Below are 15,009 nucleotides of genomic sequence, written 5' to 3' on the forward strand. Positions count from 1 at the left end.
GGACGACGACATGGACGGTGGATTCGATCCCTACGCGGCGGCCGGGACGGTCGGTCCCGAGGAGGGCGACGAGACCGTCTACACCCTCAGCGGCGGGGACTGGGACGAGATCGCCCAGGAGCTCGCCTCGGCGGCGGACGGCGAGGCGGTCGAGGAGCGGATCGTCGTCAACATGGGGCCGCAGCACCCCTCGACGCACGGCGTGCTGCGGCTCGTCGTCGAGACGGAGGGCGAGACCGTCACCGAGGTCCGCTGCGGGATCGGCTTCCTGCACACCGGGATCGAGAAGAACCTCGAGTACCGCAACTGGACCCAGGGCTGCACCTTCGTCACCCGGATGGACTACACGACGCCCTTCTACCAGGAGGTCGCCTACTGCCTCGCGGTGGAGAAGCTGCTCGGCGTCGAGGACCAGGTCCCCGAGCGGGCCAGCGTCATCCGGGTGCTGCTCATGGAGCTGAACCGGATCGCCTCGCACATGGTGTGCATCGCCACCGGCGGCATGGAGATGGGCGCGCTGTCCGCGATGATCTTCGGCTTCCGCGAGCGCGAGCTGGTGCTGGACATCTTCGAGATGATCACCGGCCTGCGGATGAACCACGCGTTCATCCGTCCCGGCGGCGTCGCGCAGGACCTGCCGCCCGGCGCGGTGGACAAGATCCGCGAGTTCCTGGCGCTGATGCCGGAGCGGATGAAGGACATCGAGGCCCTGTGCAACGAGAACCCCATCTTCAAGGGGCGCACCGAGGGCGTCGGCTACCTGGACCTGACCGGCTGCATGGCGCTCGGCATCACCGGGCCGGTGCTGCGGGCCACCGGGCTGCCGCACGACCTGCGCAAGTCGCAGCCGTACTGCGGCTACGAGGACTACGACTTCGACGTCGTCACCTGGGACACCAGCGACTGCTACGGCCGCTACCGGATCCGGATGGACGAGGTGCGCCAGTCGCTGCGGATCGTCGGGCAGTGCCTGGAGAAGCTCAAGCCGGGCCCGGTGATGATCGAGGACAAGAAGATCGCCTGGCCCGCGCAGCTCGCCCTCGGCGGCGACGGCATGGGCAACTCGCTGGACCACATCCGGCACATCATGGGCGAGTCCATGGAGGCCCTGATCCACCACTTCAAGCTGGTGACGGAGGGCTTCCGGGTGCCGCCCGGGCAGGTGTACGTCGGGATCGAGTCGCCGAAGGGCGAGCTCGGCTGCCACGCGGTGTCGGACGGGGGCACGCGGCCGTACCGGGTGCACTTCCGCGACCCCTCGTTCAACAACCTGCAGGCCGTCTCGGCGATGTCGGAGGGCGGCATGATCGCCGACCTCATCGTCGCGGTGGCCTCGATCGACCCGGTGATGGGAGGTGTCGACCGTTGAGCACCGCGGAACTCGGACTGCCCGCCGTGCCCGCCAAGGGCTATCCCCAGGACGTGAAGGAGCGGCTCGACCAGGACGCCGACGCGGTGATCGCGCGGTACCCGGTCAAGCGCTCGGCCCTGCTCCCGTTGCTGCACCTCGTGCAGTCCGAGGAGGGCTTCGTGTCGGGTGACGGCATCAAGTACTGCGCCGACAAGCTCGACCTGACGACGGCCGAGGTCAGCGGAGTCGCCACCTTCTATTCGATGTACAAGCGGCGCCAGGTCGGGGACTACCACGTGGGCGTGTGCACCAACACGCTGTGCGCGGTGCTCGGCGGCGACGAGATCTTCGCGACGCTCAAGGAGCACCTCGGCGTCGAGAACGACCAGCGCACCGAGGTCAGCGCAGGGGTTCCGGAGGCGCAGGGCAAGAGCCTCACGCTCGAGCACATCGAGTGCAATGCGGCCTGCGACTTCGCGCCGGTGATGACCGTGAATTGGGAGCTGTTCGACAACATGACGCCCGAGAAGGCGAAGCAGCTGGTCGACGACCTGCTCGCCGGGCGCGAGGTCGTCGCCAGCCGCGGACCGGCGGTCTGCTCCTTCCGGGAGACCGAGCGGATCCTCGCGGGGTTCGAGGACCGCCGCGAGGACGCCGTCCACGGCGGGACCATCGCGCCCGAATCGATCGTCGGTCTTCGAGTCGCGCAGGCGCGAGGGGAGTCGGCATGACGCTCAAGCTGGCACCGGTGCTCTCCCGCGCGTGGGACGAGCAGGACTCGTACACGCTGGAGGGCTACCGGCGGCGCGAGGGCTACACCGCCATCCGCAAGGCGCTGACCGAGATGACGCCGGACGAGGTCATCGGCGAGGTCAAGGAGTCCGGCCTGCGCGGCCGCGGCGGCGGCGGCTTTCCGACCGGCGTGAAGTGGTCCTTCATCCCGCAGGGCGACGGCAAGCCGCACTACTTCGTGGTCAACGCGGACGAGTCGGAGCCGGGCACCTGCAAGGACATCCCGACCATGCTCGCCAACCCGCACGAGCTGATCGAGGGCATCGTCATCGGCAGCTACGCGATCCGCTCCCACCAGGCCTTCATCTACGTGCGCGGCGAGGTCACGCACGTGGCCAGGCGGCTGCTGGCGGCGGTCCGCGAGGCGTACGCCGCGGGCTTCCTCGGCAAGGACATCCTGGGCAGCGGGTTCGACCTCGACCTCACCGTGCACGTCGGCGCCGGCGCCTACATCTGCGGCGAGGAGACGGCGCTGCTCGACTCGCTCGAAGGGCGCCGCGGCCAGCCGCGCAACCGGCCCCCCTTCCCGGCGGTCGAAGGCCTCTACGCCAGCCCGACCGTCGTCAACAACGTCGAATCGGTGGCCTCGGTGCCCTCGATCCTGCGCAACGGCAAGGACTGGTTCCGCACCTTCGGCAGCGAGAAGAGCCCGGGCTTCGGATTCTTCTCCCTCTCCGGCCACGTCACCAGGCCCGGGCAGTACGAGGCCGGCCTCGGCGTCACCCTGCGGGAGCTGCTGGACCTCGCGGGCGGCATCCGGCACGGCCACCGGCTGAAGTTCTGGACGCCGGGCGGCTCCTCGACGCCGCTGTTCACCGACGAGCACCTCGACGTGCCGCTGGACTTCGAGAACGTCGCGTCGGCCGGCTCGATCCTCGGCACCCGCGCGCTGCAGGTCTTCGACGAGACCACCTGCGTGGTCCGCGCGGCCCTGCGCTGGACCGAGTTCTACGCGCACGAGTCCTGCGGCAAGTGCACGCCCTGCCGCGAGGGGACGTACTGGCTGGTCCAGGCCTACCGGCGGCTCGAGGCCGGCCAGGGCGACGAGGCGGAGCTCGAGAAGCTGCTCGACATCTGCGACAACATCAACGGCCGGGCGTTCTGCGCGCTCGGCGACGGCGCGGTCTCCCCGATCGTCTCGTCCATCAAGTACTTCCGCGACGAGTACCTCGAGCACCTGCGCCAGGGCGGCTGCCCCTTCGATCCGAGCCGCACCACGGTATGGGCCCCGGCCCTGACGGGAGCGTACTGATGTCCGTCACCACCACGAACAGCGTCCCGGCCCAGGGCGGCAGCGCGCAGCTCGAGGTCCCGCCGGGGCACGTGAAGCTCACCGTCGACGGCATCGAGGTGATCGCCAAGAAGGGCGAGCTGATCATCCGGGTCGCCGAGCGGCTCGGCATCGCGATCCCGCGCTTCTGCGACCACCCGCTGCTCGACCCCGTCGGCGCCTGCCGACAGTGCCTGGTCGAGGTCGAGGGCCAGCGCAAGCCGCTCGCCTCCTGCACCACGACCGTGTCGGACAACATGGTCGTCAAGACGCAGCTCACGTCCCCTGTCGCCGACAAGGCGCAGAAGGGCGTGATGGAGCTCCTCCTCATCAACCACCCGCTCGACTGCCCGGTCTGCGACAAGGGCGGCGAGTGCCCCCTGCAGAACCAGGCACTGAGCAACGGCCGGGGCGAGACGCGGTTCGAGGACAAGAAGCGCACCTTCGCCAAGCCGATCAACGTATCGGCGCAGGTCCTGCTCGACCGCGAACGCTGCGTCAACTGCGCGCGCTGCACCCGCTTCTCGGAGCAGATCGCCGGAGACCCCTTCCTCGCGCTGATCGAGCGCGGAGCGCAGCAGCAGGTCGGCATCTCGGTGGCCGGGGACCAGGACTTCGAGTCCTACTTCTCCGGGAACACCGTGCAGATCTGCCCGGTCGGCGCGCTCACCGGCGCCGCCTACCGGTTCCGCTCCCGGCCCTTCGACCTGGTCTCCTCGCCGAGCGCGTGCGAGCACTGCGCCTCCGGCTGCGCGCTGCGCACCGACCACCGCAGGGGCAAGGTGCTGCGGCGGCTGGCGGGCGACGACCCGGCGGTGAACGAGGAGTGGAACTGCGACAAGGGCCGCTGGGCCTTCCAGTACGCGACGCAGGCGGACCGCATCACGACCCCGCTGGTCCGCAGGGACGGCGAGCTCGTTCCCGCGTCCTGGCCGGAGGCGCTGCGCCTCGCGGCCGAGGGGCTGCGGGCGGCCCGCGGACAGGCGGGCGTGCTCGTCGGCGGCCGCGCGACCCTCGAGGACGCGTACGCCTACGCGAAGTTCGCCCGCCTCGCGCTGGACACCAACGACATCGACTTCCGCGCCCGGCCGCAGAGCCACGAGGAGGCCGAGTTCCTGGCCTCGCACGTGGCCGGCCGCAACCCCGAATCGGGCGGCCTGACGTACGCGGACCTCGACCGCGCCCCGGCCGTGCTGCTCGTCGGCTTCGAGCCGGAGGACGAGTCGCCGATCGTCTTCCTGCGGCTGCGCAAGGCCGCGCGGGTGAACAAGACGCACGTCGTCGCCATAGCGCCGCTGGCCACGCGCGGACTGCGCAAGTGCAACGGGACGCTGCTGAAGGCCGCTCCGCACACCGAGCCCGAGTTCCTCCGGGCGCTGGCCGAGGGCAGCTTCGAGGCCGGCCTGGACCACGCGGGCCTGGAGGTGGCGCGGCAGCTGCGCGAGGACGGCGCGGTCATCCTCGTCGGCGAACGGCTCGCCTCCGTGCCCGCGGCGCTCAGCGCGGCGCTGCGGCTGGCCAAGGCAACCGGCGCGAAGCTCGCCTGGGTGCCACGGCGCGCGGGCGAGCGCGGCGCGGTCGAGGCCGGCGCGATCTCGAACCTGCTGCCCGGCGCGCGGCCCATCGGCGACCCGCTGGCCCGCGGCCAGGTCGCCACGGCCTGGGGCGTCCGGGCCCTGCCGACGCTCGAGGGCCGGGACGGGGACGCGATCCTCACCGCGGCGCGGGTCGGCGAGATCGGCGGCCTGCTGGTCGGCGGCGTGGACCCAGCGGACCTGCCGGACCCCACCGGCGCGCTCGACGCCCTCGAGGCGGTCGGCTTCCTGGTGTCCTTGGAGCTCAGGCGCAGCGCGGTGACCGAGCTGGCCGACGTCGTCTTCCCGGTGGCCGCGGTCGCCGAGAAGGACGGCAGCTTCCTGGACTGGGAAGGCAGGGTGCGCACGTTCTCGGCGGCGCTGAGCCCCGAGGTCACCCAGACCCAGGGCGGCCAGATCAGCGATCTGCGCGTGCTGGACCGGATCGCCGACGCGATGGACGTGCACCTCGGCCTGCCCGACGTGGCCGCCGCGCGGCGCGAGCTGGACGAGCTCGGCACCTGGGACGGACCGCGCGCCCTGCCGCCGCGGGCCGAGATGCTGCAGCTCCCGGCGCCGGCCGCCGGGCAGGCCGTACTGGCCACGTGGCACCAGCTGCTCGACGACGGACGGCTGCAGGACGGCGAGAAGCACCTCGCCGCCACCGCGCGCCGGCCCGTCGCGCGGCTGTCCGCGGCCACCGCGGCCGAGATCGGCGTCGCGGCCGGCGCACCCGTGATCGTCAGCACCGACGCCGGCTCGGTGACGCTGCCGGTCGAGGTCGCGGACCTGCCGGACCGCGTCGTCTGGCTACCGACCAACTCGCCGGGCTCCCACGTGCGCCGCATGCTCAGCGCGGACACCGGGGCCATCGTCTCTCTCATCGCGGAGGGCAGCTGAATGGCGAACATGGACCACTGGGTCATCAACGGCTTCGACACCCACATCCCGTGGTGGTTCCTGCTCACCGTGATCAAGGGCGTCGCGCTGTTCGCGATGCTCGTCGTCCTGACCCTGTTCAACATCTGGTTCGAGCGCCGCGTGGTGTCCTGGATGCAGATGCGCATCGGCCCGAACCGGGTCGGCCCGCAGGGCCTGCTGCAGTCGCTCGCCGACGGCGTGAAGCTGGCGCTCAAGGAGGACATCGTCCCGGAGAACGCCGACAAGCCGGTCTTCTGGCTTGCGCCGGTGCTCTCCGCGATCCCCGCGTTCCTGGCGTTCGCGGTGATCCCGTGGGGTCCCGAGGTCTCGATCTTCGGGCACCGGACCACGCTGCAGCTGGTCGACCTGCCGATCGGCGTGCTCTACATCCTGGCCGTCTCCTCGGTCGGCATCTACGGCATCGTGCTCGCCGGGTGGAGCTCCGGATCGACCTACCCGCTGCTCGGCGGCATCCGCTCGTCCGCGCAGATGATCTCCTACGAGATCGCGATGGGCCTGAGCTTCGCTGGCGTCTTCCTCTACGCCGGCACGATGTCCACCAGCGGGATCGTCGCCGCGCAGGAGCAGACCTGGTACATCCTGCCGCTGTGCATCTCCGGGATCATCTACATCATCGCGATGGTCGGTGAGACCAACCGGGCGCCGTTCGACCTCCCGGAGGCCGAGGGCGAGCTCGTCGGCGGCTTCCACACCGAGTACACCTCGCTGAAGTTCGCGCTGTTCTTCCTGGCCGAGTACATCAACCTGGTCACCGTCTCCAGCCTGGCGATCACGATGTTCTTCGGCGGCTGGCGCGCCCCCTGGCCGCTCTCGCTGTGGTCGGGCGCGAACCAGGGCTGGTACCCGATGATCTGGTTCCTGGTCAAGCTGCTGATCTTCGTCTTCGTCTTCATCTGGCTCCGCGGCACGCTTCCCCGCCTGCGCTACGACCAGTTCATGAAGCTGGGCTGGAAGGTGCTGATCCCGGTCTCCCTCGTCTGGCTGCTGCTGGTCGCGGTGATCCGCCAGCTCAAGAACGTCGGCGACATGGACCAGGCGCACCTGATCCCGATCTGCCTCGGCGCGGCCGCGCTGTTCGTCCTCGTGCTCGTCGCCCTCGAGGTGCGCGAGCGCAACCAGGTCTCCCGGGACCGCCGGTCGCGCGACGCGGCCGAGCTGGCCCGCGAGGAGGACCTGGAGGGACTCGGCGGCGGCTTCCCGGTGCCGCCGATGCCGGGCCAGCAGCGCGCCGCGATCACCCCGCGCCCGCTGCGCACGCCGATCCTCGCCGTCACCGCAAACGGACACACTCCAGCGGAGGAGGCCTCAGATGGCCGCCAGTAAGGGCAAGAAGCCGGGCAAGCCGGGGCCGCTCGCCTCGGTCGCGGGCTTCGGCACCACCTTCGGCACGATGTTCAAGAAGCCGAACACCGAGCAGTACCCGGAGGAGAAGGTACCGACCCAGCTGCGCTTCCACGGCCGGCACCAGCTCAACCGGCATCCGGACGGCCTGGAGAAGTGCATCGGCTGCGAGCTGTGCGCCTGGGCGTGCCCGGCGGACGCGATCTACGTCGAGGGCGCGGACAACACCGAGGAGGAGCGCTTCTCCCCGGGCGAGCGCTACGGCCGCGTCTACCAGATCAACTACCTGCGCTGCATCCTGTGCGGCCTGTGCATCGAGGCCTGCCCGACCCGGGCGCTGACCATGACGAACGAGTACGAGCTCGCCGACACCAGCCGCGAATCGCTGATCTACACCAAGGACCGGCTGCTCGCGCCGCTGGCCGAGGGCATGGTCCCGCCGCCGCACCGGATGTACGAGGACGCCTCGGGCCGCGAGGTCACCGAGAAGGAGTACTACCGCGGCGAGGTCCCGCGCGCGGACGACGACCTGCTCGGCCAGATGCTCGCCGCCGCGAAGGCCGCCGACGAGAACGCCGCGGAGGTGAGCTCCTGATGGGCAACACCGGACACGGCGAGACATTTCTGTTCTGGGTCGGGTCGATCATCTCGATCCTCGGCGCGCTCGGGCTGATCTTCTCCAAGAAGATCGTGCACGCCGCGCTCTGCCTGTGCACCGTGATGCTGTGCCTGGCCTTCTTCTACATGGCCCAGGGCGCGGTCTTCCTCGGCGTGGTGCAGATCGTCGTCTACACCGGCGCGGTCATGATGCTGTTCCTGTTCGTGCTCATGCTGATCGGCATCGAGTCGCAGGACTCGCTGGTGGAGACGATCCGCGGCCAGCGCTGGCTGGCCGTGCCGTTCGTGCTCGCCTTCGGGTTCGTGCTCATCGGCGTCTACGCGCACGCGAACCTGCCGGAGTTCGTCGGCACGGACGCGGCGAACGCGAAGGGCGGCGGCAACGTCCAGTCCCTCGCGCTGCTGCTGTTCTCCCGCTACTTCTGGGCCTTCGAGGTCTCCTCGGCGGTGCTGATCACCTCGGCGACCGGCGCGATGGTGCTCACCCACCGGGAGCGCACCGTGCCGCGCAAGTCGCAGCGCGAGATCTCGATCGAGCGCTTCGAGCGCTGGGGCAAGGGCGAGAAGGTCTCGCTCACCGGCCTGCCTAACCCGGGCGTCTACGCGCAGCACAACGCGGTCGACACCCCGGCGCTGCTGCCCGACGGCTCGCCGAGCGAGGCCAGCGTCAACGCGACGCTGCGCGGCCGGGACACGGTGCGCGGCTTCCGGCCGCTGCCGCTGCCCGGGGCCCGCCGCAACGGAGCCGCCGTCGCCTCCCGCGGCGACGCGGGCAACGAGGAGGTGTCGCAGTGAACCCGGACAACTACCTGTACCTGTCCGCGATCCTGTTCACCCTCGGCGCGCTCGGGGTGCTGATCCGGCGCAACGCCATCGTCGTGTTCATGTGCATCGAGCTGATGCTGAACGCCGCGAACCTGGCGTTCGTCACCTTCAGCCGGATGCACGGCGCGCTCGACGGCCAGGTCATCGCGTTCTTCACGATGGTGGTCGCGGCGGCCGAGGTGGTCGTCGGCCTGGCCATCATCATCAGCGTCTTCCGTACCCGCCGCTCGGCCTCGGTCGACGACGCCAATCTGCTCAAGTACTGAGAGGCCGAAGGCGCATGACACCGTCCTATGCCCCGGTCGCGGCGACCGGCACGTTCGCCCTGACCGCCTGGGTCATCCTGCTCCCGCTCGCGGGCGCGGCGATCCTGCTGATCGGCGGCCGGCGGACGAACCGCTGGGGCCACCTGCTCGGCTGCGCGGCCGCGATCGGCTCCTTCGTGCTCGGCGCGGTGCTCTTCTTCGCGCTGCTGGCCAAGCCCGGCGCCCAGCGCTCCTACGACCAGCACGTCTACACCTGGATCCCGGTGCCGGGGTTCACCGCCGACGTCGGCTTCCACCTCGACCAGCTCTCCATCGTCTTCGTGCTGCTGATCACCGGTGTGGGCTCGCTGATCCACATCTACTCGGTCGCGTACATGGAGCACGACGAGAACCGGCGGAAGTTCTTCTGCTACCTGAACCTCTTCCTCGCCGCGATGCTCGTCCTCGTCCTCGCCGACAACTACCTGCTGCTGTACGCGGGCTGGGAGGGCGTGGGCCTGGCCTCGTACCTGCTGATCGGCTTCTGGCAGCACAAGCCCTCGGCGGCGGTCGCGGCCAAGAAGGCGTTCATCGTCAACCGCGTCGGCGACGTCGGCCTGTCCATCGCGGTCATGCTGATGTACACGACGTTCGGCAGCTTCGCCTTCGGCCCGGTGCTCAACGGCGCCTCCAGCGCGAAGGTCGGCACGATGACGGCGATCGGCCTGCTCCTGCTGCTCGGCGCCTGCGGCAAGTCGGCGCAGTTCCCGCTGCAGTCCTGGCTCCTCGACGCGATGGAGGGCCCGACCCCGGTCAGCGCCCTGATCCACGCCGCGACGATGGTCACCGCGGGCGTCTACCTGATCGTCAGGTCCAACGCCATCTTCGACGTCTCACCGAACGCCCGCCTCGTCGTCACCATCATCGGCGCGATCACGCTGATGTTCGGTGCGATCATCGGCTGCGCGAAGGACGACATCAAGAAGGCGCTCGCCGGATCGACGATGTCTCAGATCGGCTACATGATCCTGGCCGCCGGCCTCGGCCCGATCGGCTACGTCTTCGCGATCATGCACCTGATCACGCACGGTTTCTTCAAGGCGGGGCTCTTCCTCGGCGCCGGCTCGGTCATGCACGGCATGAACGACGACGTGAACATGCGGCACTACGGCGCGCTGCGCAAGTTCATGCCGTGGACCTACGTCACCTTCGGCCTCGGCTACCTCGCGATCATCGGGGTGCCGCCGTTCTCCGGCTATTGGTCCAAGGACAAGATCATCGAGGCGGCGTTCGCCCAAGGCGGCACGTCCGGCTGGATCCTCGGCTGCGCGGCACTGCTCGGCGCGCTGGTCACCGCGTTCTACATGACGCGCGTGGTGCTGATGACCTTCTTCGGCCAGAAGCGCTGGGTCCCGGACGCCGAGGGCCACGAGCCGCACCCGCACGAGTCGCCGTGGATCATGGTGGTCCCGATGGTCGTGCTGGCGGTCGGCTCCGTCGCCGCGGGCTTCCTGTTCTCGTACCACAACGCGTTCGTGAACTGGCTGAGCCCGGTCACCGGGTTCAGCGAGGGCCACTCGCCGATCAACACGGCCGTCCTCCAGGTGGTCACGCTGGTGGTCGTCGCCCTCGGCATCGGCTACGCCTACCTGGGCTACGGCCTGCAGCAGGCCCCGTCGACGCCGCCGCTCGGCTCCTTCGCGACCCGCGCGGCCCGGCAGGACCTGTACGGCGACGCGTTCAACGAGCTCGTGTTCATGCGCGGCGGCCAGTACCTGACCCGCGTGCTCGTGTACTTCGACATGAAGGGCGTGGACGGCGTGGTCAACGGGGTCTCGGCCGGGCTCGGCGGCAGCTCCGGGCGATTGAGGAAGCTGCAATCGGGCTTCGTCCGCTCCTACGCGCTCTCGATGTTCGGCGGCGCCACGCTGCTGATCGTGGCCCTACTCCTGGTGCGAGGCTGACATGTCGAGCTTCCCGTATCTGACCGTCACGATCGCGGCGCCGCTGGTCGGCGTGGCCGGGATCGCGCTGCTGCCGAAGGGGACGGGGGCGCGGTCCAAGCAGATCGCGCTCGGCGCCTCGCTGCTGACCCTGGTCCTGTCGATCGTCGACGCGGTGAAGTTCGACGTCGGCGGACCGCGGTTCCAGCTGAACGAGTCCTACACCTGGATCTCGCAGTTCCACATCAACTACAGCGTCGGGGTGGACGGCATCGCGCTCGTCCTGATCCTGATGACGACGGTCCTGACACCTGTCGTGATCCTCGCCTCCTGGCATGACGACAAAGACCGGCCGCGGCCGTTCTTCTCGCTGCTGCTCGTGCTGGAAGTCATGATGGTCGGCGTCTTCGCCGCCACCGACGTCTTCCTGTTCTACGTGCTCTTCGAAGGCCTGCTCATCCCGGCCTACTTCCTGATCGGCTCGTACGGACGCAGCGGCGAGCAGAAGCGCTCGTACGCCGCGGTGAAGTTCCTGCTCTACAACCTGCTCGGCGGCCTGCTCATGCTGGCCGCGGTGATCGGCCTCTACGTCGTGGCCGAGCGCAGCGTGGCGGATCCCTTCAGCTTCCAGGCGCTGGCCAACGCGGTCTCGTCGGGCACGCTGCACTTCTCCACCGGTGTGGAGCGCTGGCTGTTCCTCGGCTTCTTCATCGCGTTCGCGGTCAAGGCGCCGCTGTGGCCGTTCCACACCTGGCTGCCCGACGCGGCGTCCGAGGCGACGCCCGGCACCGCGGTGCTGCTCGTCGGCGTGCTCGACAAGATCGGCACCTTCGGAATGCTCAGGTTCTGCCTCGAGCTGTTCCCGAACGCGTCGCACTGGTTCACGCCGGCGGTGCTCGTCCTGGCCGTCATCAGCACGGTCTACGGCGCCCTGCTGGCGATCGGCCAGACCGACATGAAGCGCCTGATCGCGTACACCTCGATCTCGCACTTCGGCCTGATCACCCTCGGCGTGTTCGCCTGGACGGCGCGCGGCCAGGTCGGCGCCTCGCTCTACATGGTCAACCACGGCCTCGCGACCGGCGCGCTGTTCCTGCTGGCGGGCTTCATGATCCGCCGCCGCGGCAGCGCCGAGATCGAGGCGTACGGCGGCGTGCAGAAGGTCGCGCCGCTGCTGGCCGGCACGTTCCTGCTCGCCGGACTCTCCTCGCTCGCGCTGCCCGGCATGAGCCCCTTCGTCAGCGAGTTCCTCGTCCTCGTCGGGACCTTCGAGAAGTACCCGGTCGCCGCGATCATCGGCGTCACCTCGATCGTGCTCGCCGCCGTCTACATCCTCTGGCTCTACCAGCGGACGATGACCGGCCCGGTCGCCGAGTCCGTCTCGAACTTCAAAGATCTCAACAGACGCGAGCTGGCGGCGGTCGTGCCCCTTCTCGCTCTGATCCTGGTTCTCGGCTTCGCGCCCGGCATCCTGACGAAGTACATCAACCCGGCTGTCACCCAGTCGACCACGCAGATCACCGTCGCGCCTCCGCATACCGTCGCAGACGCCGCCCGAGCCGCCGGGAGCCAGAGATGAGCATCCTCGCCGCGTCCTCCACGACCGCCACGTTCGTCGCCCCGCACGTCGAGTTCGGCAAGCTCTCGCCGATGCTCATCGCGTTCGGCACGGCCACGCTCGGCATCCTGGTGGAGGCCTTCGCACCGCGCAAGCAGCGGTACGGGATCCAGGTCGGGCTCGCGCTCGTCGGCATCGCGGCCTCGTTCGCCGCGGTGCTCGCGCTCGCCGGCACGACCGCGTCCGTCGTCGCCCAGGGCTCAGTCGCCGTCGACGGCACGACGCTCTTCCTGCAGGGCACGATCCTGGTCATCTCGTTCGTCGCGTTCCTCGTCATCGCGGAACGCAAGACCGACCAGAACCAGGACGCGTTCGCCGCGCAGGGCGCCTCCGTGCCCGGCTCCGCGGCCGAGCGGGAGACCACCCGGCGCGGCTGGCAGACCACCGAGGTCTACCCGCTGCTGATGTTCTCGGTCGGCGGCATGCTGCTGTTCCCGGCGGCCAACGACCTGCTGACGATGTTCGTCGCGCTCGAGGCGCTCTCGCTGCCGCTCTACCTCGTCTGCGGGCTCGCCCGGCACCGCCGGCTGCTGTCCCAGGAGGCCGCGCTCAAGTACTTCCTGCTCGGCGCGTTCTCCTCGGCGTTCTTCCTCTACGGCGCCGCGATGCTCTACGGCTACGCCGGATCGGTGAACCTCGCCGTCATCGCGCAGCACGTCGCGCACCCGACCGCCGGATCCACGCTGCTGTACACCGGCGTGGCGCTGCTCGGCATGGGCCTGCTGTTCAAGGTCGGCGCGGCGCCCTTCCACATGTGGACCCCGGACGTCTACCAGGGCGCTCCGACCCCGGTCACCGGCTTCATGGCCGCGGCCACGAAGATCGCCGCGTTCGGCGCCCTCGTCCGCGTGCTCGACGTCGGCCTCGGCGTCAACAGCGCGGAGAACGTCTGGCGGCCCGTCATGCAGGCCGTGGCGATCATCACGATGATCGTCGGCGGCGTGCTCGCGCTGACCCAGCGCGACATCAAGCGGATGCTCGCCTACTCGGCGATCCTCAACGCCGGTTACCTGCTGATCGGCGTGACCTCGACGACCGCGCAGGCCCGCGCGGCCGTCCTGTTCTACCTGCCGGTCTACGGCGTCGCCATCATCGGCGCGTTCGCCGTCGTCACCCTGGTGCGCGACGCCGGCGGCGAGGCCACCGACCTGTCCCGCTGGGCCGGACTCGGCCGCCGCGCCCCGATCCCGGCCGCGCTGCTCGCCGTGTTCCTGCTGGCCTTCGCCGGCATCCCGTTCACCAGCATCTTCATCGGCAAGTTCGCCATCTTCCAGGCGGCGCTGGCGGCCGGCTCGCCGGACCTGGTGATCGTCGCGGTGCTGGCGAGCGCGCTGGCGGCGTTCTTCTACCTGCGGGTCGTCGTGGTGATGTTCTTCTCCGACCCGCTGCCGCAGGGCCCGACCATCGCCCACCCGTCCATCGCGGTCAAGACGGCCCTCGCGGTCGCCGCCTTCGCCACCGTCGCCCTCGGCGTGGCGCCGAGCCTGCTGCTGCACCTGGCGAACAACTCGGCGGGCATCCTCGCCAAGTAGCACCCGCCCGCCCCGAAGCGTCCGTCCGGCGCCCACGTCAACGAAGCCGTGGGCGACGGGCGGCGGCCTGCGTTCGGTCCGCGCGCGCTTCAGCCGGGTACGTGCCGTCCGTCGGGGGGCATGCACTAGGTTGGGAAACTGCAAGTGTGGACAATGACTGACCCGACGGGGCGGAAGGCGACGATCGTGAGCGTGCAGGTGGAGACCGGACGCGCGAGCACCCTTCCCTGGGGGTTGATCACCTCCGACGCCGAGCTCATCGGCAGGGTCACCGAAGCGCTCGGGGACGTCGAGGCGCTGCTCGAGGAGGCCGCGCACAGCGACCACCCGCTGATCCGCGAATCGGCCGGCCACCTGGTCGCCGCCGGCGGCAAGCGCTTCCGCCCGCTGCTGACCCTGATCGCCGCCGAGTTCGGCGAGGCCGTGGTCCCGGACGTGCTCGCGGCGGCGTGCGTCGTCGAGCTGACGCACATGGCCACGCTGTACCACGACGACGTGATGGACGAGGCCCCGCTGCGCCGCGGCGTGCAGACCGCCAACGCCCGCTGGGACAACTCGATCGCGATCCTGACCGGCGACTTCCTGTTCGCCAAGGCCTCCCAGATGCTCGCGGACCTCGGCCCGGAAGCGGTCCGTCTTCAGGCCCTGACCTTCGAACGTCTGGTCACCGGCCAGATCAACGAGTGCCTGGAGCCCGCCCCCGGCGAATCGGCGATCGACCACTACCTGAGCGTCCTGTCCGACAAGACCGGCTCGCTGATCTCCACCTCCGCCCGCTTCGGCGCCCTGCTCTCCGGCGCCCCCGGCCCCGTCGTGGACCAGCTGACGAAGTTCGGCGAGATCTTCGGCCTGGCCTTCCAGCTGGCGGACGACGTCCTCGACATCGCCGGCAACCCGGAGGAGTCCGGCAAGGTCCCCGGCACCGACCTGCGCGAAGGCGTCCCGACCCTGCCCACCC

Annotated in this window: 12 protein-coding genes; all 12 read left to right on the plus strand. The window is 69.9% G+C overall.

Annotation, left to right across the window (positions count from 1 at the left end; all coding sequences use genetic code 11):
• The first annotated feature begins 10 nt into the window (after positions 1-10).
• The gene (locus tag KDK95_RS14070) at positions 11-1,369 is read left to right on the plus strand and encodes an NADH-quinone oxidoreductase subunit D (protein ID WP_212518599.1); all 1,359 of its coding nucleotides are present in this window, start codon (positions 11-13) and stop codon (positions 1,367-1,369) included.
• Positions 1,366-2,082, plus strand: coding sequence for an NADH-quinone oxidoreductase subunit NuoE (gene nuoE / locus KDK95_RS14075; RefSeq protein WP_249161188.1), 717 nt, complete (start codon positions 1,366-1,368; stop codon positions 2,080-2,082). Before KDK95_RS14070 ends, nuoE begins: the two co-directional genes overlap by 4 nt.
• Positions 2,079-3,395 carry an NADH-quinone oxidoreductase subunit NuoF gene (nuoF, locus tag KDK95_RS14080; protein WP_212518584.1) on the plus strand — a complete coding sequence of 439 codons (1,317 nt, stop codon included), beginning with the start codon at positions 2,079-2,081 and terminating at the stop codon, positions 3,393-3,395. The genes nuoE and nuoF overlap by 4 nt, the downstream gene beginning before the upstream one ends.
• Positions 3,395-5,887 (plus strand): NADH-quinone oxidoreductase subunit G, encoded by a 2,493-nt coding sequence (locus KDK95_RS14085; protein WP_212518585.1) that lies wholly within the window; start codon positions 3,395-3,397, stop codon positions 5,885-5,887. Before nuoF ends, KDK95_RS14085 begins: the two co-directional genes overlap by 1 nt.
• A complete protein-coding gene (gene nuoH, locus KDK95_RS14090) occupies positions 5,888-7,252 on the plus strand; it encodes an NADH-quinone oxidoreductase subunit NuoH (RefSeq protein ID WP_212518586.1) in 1,365 nt (454 codons plus the stop codon).
• A complete protein-coding gene (gene nuoI, locus KDK95_RS14095) occupies positions 7,239-7,865 on the plus strand; it encodes an NADH-quinone oxidoreductase subunit NuoI (RefSeq protein WP_212518587.1) in 627 nt (208 codons plus the stop codon). The genes nuoH and nuoI overlap by 14 nt, the downstream gene beginning before the upstream one ends.
• Positions 7,865-8,683: an NADH-quinone oxidoreductase subunit J gene (locus KDK95_RS14100; RefSeq protein WP_212518588.1), complete on the plus strand. Its 819-nt coding sequence runs from the start codon at positions 7,865-7,867 to the stop codon at positions 8,681-8,683. Before nuoI ends, KDK95_RS14100 begins: the two co-directional genes overlap by 1 nt.
• Positions 8,680-8,979: an NADH-quinone oxidoreductase subunit NuoK gene (gene nuoK, locus KDK95_RS14105; RefSeq protein ID WP_212518589.1), complete on the plus strand. Its 300-nt coding sequence runs from the start codon at positions 8,680-8,682 to the stop codon at positions 8,977-8,979. The genes KDK95_RS14100 and nuoK overlap by 4 nt, the downstream gene beginning before the upstream one ends.
• Before the next feature lie 14 nt (positions 8,980-8,993).
• Complete coding sequence (nuoL, locus tag KDK95_RS14110; RefSeq protein ID WP_212518590.1) at positions 8,994-10,922, plus strand: NADH-quinone oxidoreductase subunit L; 1,929 nt, start codon at positions 8,994-8,996, stop codon at positions 10,920-10,922.
• Between the two features lies 1 nt (position 10,923).
• Positions 10,924-12,480, plus strand: a complete 1,557-nt coding sequence (locus tag KDK95_RS14115; RefSeq protein WP_212518591.1) for an NADH-quinone oxidoreductase subunit M — start codon at positions 10,924-10,926, stop codon at positions 12,478-12,480.
• Positions 12,477-14,051 (plus strand): NADH-quinone oxidoreductase subunit NuoN, encoded by a 1,575-nt coding sequence (nuoN, locus tag KDK95_RS14120; RefSeq protein WP_212518592.1) that lies wholly within the window; start codon positions 12,477-12,479, stop codon positions 14,049-14,051. The genes KDK95_RS14115 and nuoN overlap by 4 nt, the downstream gene beginning before the upstream one ends.
• A gap of 192 nt (positions 14,052-14,243) precedes the next feature.
• Positions 14,244-15,009, plus strand: a 766-nt coding sequence (locus KDK95_RS14125; RefSeq protein ID WP_372463322.1) for a polyprenyl synthetase family protein, incomplete at its 3' end; no start/stop codon positions are given.

This window comes from Actinospica acidithermotolerans (assembly GCF_018139625.1).
In the GTDB taxonomy this organism is placed as follows: Bacteria; Actinomycetota; Actinomycetes; order Streptomycetales; family Catenulisporaceae; genus Actinospica; species Actinospica acidithermotolerans.